Genomic DNA, 3,228 nt, shown 5'->3' with positions numbered 1-3,228 from the left:
GGCGAGGGAGGTGCGCGATGAGGGCACGGGGTTGCGCTGCGGGACGGCCGTGGCGGCGAGGCCATCGGCCGATGGGTGGATCGGGCGGCGCCAGCCGCACGGCGGTGATGGTCTGCCAGGGACGGGCCGCAGCCCACGGGCGGCTCGCTCCCGGCCGGTTCGACGATCCGACGGCGTTGGCGTTGCTGCTGCCCGCTGAGCGGGGGATCGTCGAGCAGGTGCGAGCCGGTGACGCGCCGGCCGGCTGGGGTCCGCGGCTGACCTTCGAGATGGTGCGGGCCTGCGCCGAGGTGATGGCGCCGCGCACCGTCGCGATCGATGAGGCCGTCCGCCAGGCGCTACCGAGTACCGATGATCCCGCCCTCGCCGCGGGCTCCGCAGCCGACGCCACCCCGGCCGACGCCACCCCGGCCGACGCAGCGCCCGCGGCCACGGCGCAGGTCGTGATCCTGGGGGCGGGGCTGGACGGGCGAGCGTGGCGGATGGTGGAACTCGCCGCGACGCCGGTGTTCGAAGTCGACCATCCGGCGTCGCAGCGTGACAAGCGGGACCGGGCCGGCGAGCTGGCCGGCGAGCTGGTAGCGGGGGCGTCGCCGTGTTTCGTGCCCGTGGACTTCAGCCGGGACGACCTCGCCGCGGCGCTGGCCGCCGCGGGCCACCGCCGGTCGGTCCCGACGATCTGGATCTGGGAGGGCGTCGTCCCCTACCTGACCCGCAGTCAGGCCGCCCGGACGCTGCAGATCATCGGCGACCGTTCCGCCCCGGGGAGCCGCCTGATCGTGCATTATCACACCCCGGCGCCGTCCGCGCCGCTCGGCCGCTGGGCGGCGCGTCTGCTCAGCGCCCTGTCCCGGCAGGCGAACCCGATGGCCCGGGAGCCGAACCGTTCGGTGTGGACGCCGGGGGCCATGCGCCGCGCCGTCGGCGCCCGCGGCTTCGCGGTCGCCCGGGACGACTCCCTGCTCACCCTCGCCCGGGACCTCGACACCCCGATCCAGCACCGCCGCTCGCTGCGTAACGGCCGCATTCTCGTCGCCGACCGCGCCCCCACGCCCGGGTGATCCGGCCATCGACCCGACCCCAAAAACCAAGATAATCAACGGTGTTGACAGCCTCCGGTGCCCAACCTCGCCCTGGGCGCCGGAGGCCTCGATCAGCGGTGTGCTGCCACCAGGAGGGCCGCCAAGTCCTCCCGGTGAGCGGTGAGGAAGTCGTCGAAGGTGCGGGGCGCGCGGCCGGTGAGGTCGCGGACCGCCGTGGTCGTCGGGGCCGGGACGCCGCGTGCCACCCCCTGCATGAGGACGGCGACGTCCTCGGCGAACTGGGGTGGCAGTCCCTGGGAGGTCAGGGCGGCGACCAGTTCGTCGGCGGGCAGGTTCACGTAGCGCACGGTTCGCCCCAGCGCGGCGGAGAGCTTCTCGGCGATCTGCGTGTGGGTCAGGGCCTGCGGCCCGGAGAGCAGGAAGGTCTCGCCGTCGCCGCGCGGGCCGGTCAGCAGGGTGGCGGCGCAGGCGGCGATGTCCTCGCAGTCGATGTAGGAGATCGCGGCGTCGCCGTAGGCGCCGACCAGGTTCCCGTCGGCGCTGAAGGATCCCTGCCCGGTGACGAAGTTCTGCATGAAGCCGCTGGGCTGCAGCACCGACCAGCCCAGCCCGGACCCCTTCAGGTGCTGCTCGATCTGCCAGTGGGCGCCCTCGGCGAGCCGTCCGCCCTCGTGGGCGTGCCAGACCGACACCTTCACCACCCGGTCGACACCGGCAGCGCGCGCCGCGTCGATGATCGCCGTCTGCTGGCGGACCATCGGCTGCTCGCCGTCCGCCGGCTGCGCCCCGGCGCCGTTGAGGAACAGCCGGTCGATCCCGTTCAGGGCGGCGGCGATGGAACGCGGGTCGTCGAAGTCGCCGACGGCGAACTCGCCGCCCAGCGCGCGGCCCTTCGCCTCGTCGCGGACCAGCGCCCGCGCCGCGACGCCGTCGTGCCGGAGCTGGCGCATGAGGGCTCGTCCGATGGAGCCGGTGGCACCGGTTACCAGAATCATCCGTGTCTCCGAACCGCTTGTCCGATAATCTGAGGCTGCCTCAGGAATCCTAGCCTGAGGAAGCCTCGATTTACACGCCGAACGGGCGAACCCGGGTAGCCGGGGGAGCGGGGGGCCTGGCCCCGGGTGCCGCGGAGACCGGGTGAGGGGGTTCCCGACCGGCGGGGCACGTCCGGAAGGTCGCCCCGGCCCCGGCCCCGGCCGCGCATCGCGGCCGGGGCCGCCGGCCTCGTTGTGGTTGTCGCTACCAAGATAATCAACGCTGTTGACGAAACTGGCCACCCAAAATCGATCATGAAAAGAACAACACCCCACACAGCTGACAAGCAGGAACCCTCACGCGAGGATCGGGGGTGATCGGGGGTGTGAACAGCCCTCCGGCGGCGACCCCGAAGGTTCGACCGACAGAGCCGCCGCCAGGATGACCGAGTGGGAGGGCGGTGCTGATGGGCGACGGGCGGTTGGAGGTCGACGCCGTGTCCAAGCGCTACGGCGACATCGTGGCGCTTGACGCGATGTCGTTCGAGGTGAGGGCCGGCGAGCTGTTCGGGTTCGTCGGCAGCAACGGCGCCGGCAAGACGACGACGATGCGGATCATCCTCGGCGTGCTCGCCGCCGACACGGGCCAGGTCCGCTACGACGGGGTGCCACTGACCCTGCGCATGCGCCGGCGGATCGGCTACATGCCCGAGGAGCGCGGGCTGTACCCGAAGATGAAGGTCGCCGAGCAGCTGCACTACCTCGCGCAGCTGCACGGCCTGAGGCCGGTGGCCGCACGCCGGGCGGTGGCGCGGTGGACCGAGCGGCTCGGCGTGGCCGAGCGGCGCGACGACGAGGTGCAGAAACTCAGCCTCGGTAACCAGCAGCGGGTCCAGCTCGCCGCGGCGCTCGTGCACGATCCGGTCGCCCTCGTGCTCGACGAGCCGTTCTCGGGGTTGGACCCGGTCGCGGTCGACGTGATGAGCGAGGTGCTGCGGGAGCGGCGCGCGGCCGGGGTGCCGGTGGTGTTCTCCAGCCATCAGCTGGACCTCGTCGAGCGGCTGTGTGATCGGGTCGGGATCGTGCGGGCGGGCCGGATGGTCGCCTGCGGGCCGGTCGACGCGTTGCGAACCGGCGGTGGCGGGCGGCTCGTGGTGGACGCCCCGGCCGCGCCGGCGGGCTGGGCCGACGGCCTGGCCGGGGTGCGGGTG

At 73.2% G+C, this 3,228-nt stretch carries 3 protein-coding genes; 2 read left to right on the top strand and 1 reads right to left on the bottom strand.

Going from position 1 to position 3,228, the window contains the following annotated elements; translation table 11 throughout:
• Positions 1-71: 71 nt before the first annotated feature.
• Positions 72-1,061 carry a class I SAM-dependent methyltransferase gene (locus tag NBZ83_RS31090; protein ID WP_261569374.1) on the top strand — a complete coding sequence of 330 codons (990 nt, stop codon included), beginning with the start codon at positions 72-74 and terminating at the stop codon, positions 1,059-1,061.
• A gap of 92 nt (positions 1,062-1,153) precedes the next feature.
• Here the strand turns inward: NBZ83_RS31090 and NBZ83_RS31085 are convergent, their stop codons facing one another.
• The gene (locus NBZ83_RS31085; RefSeq protein ID WP_261576402.1) at positions 1,154-2,038 is read right to left on the bottom strand and encodes an SDR family oxidoreductase; all 885 of its coding nucleotides are present in this window, start codon (positions 2,036-2,038) and stop codon (positions 1,154-1,156) included.
• Between the two features lie 446 nt (positions 2,039-2,484).
• On the opposite strand from NBZ83_RS31085, the gene NBZ83_RS31080 reads away from it, so the two are divergent.
• A partial coding sequence (locus NBZ83_RS31080) for an ABC transporter ATP-binding protein (RefSeq protein WP_261576403.1) occupies positions 2,485-3,228 on the top strand: 744 nt, incomplete at its 3' end.

Origin of the sequence: Frankia gtarii (genome assembly GCF_025403375.1) — a bacterium.
Lineage (GTDB): Bacteria > Actinomycetota > Actinomycetes > Frankiales > Frankiaceae > Frankia > Frankia gtarii.
Note: the sequence above shows the minus strand (reverse complement) of the source record. Positions and strands in the feature narration are given on the sequence as shown.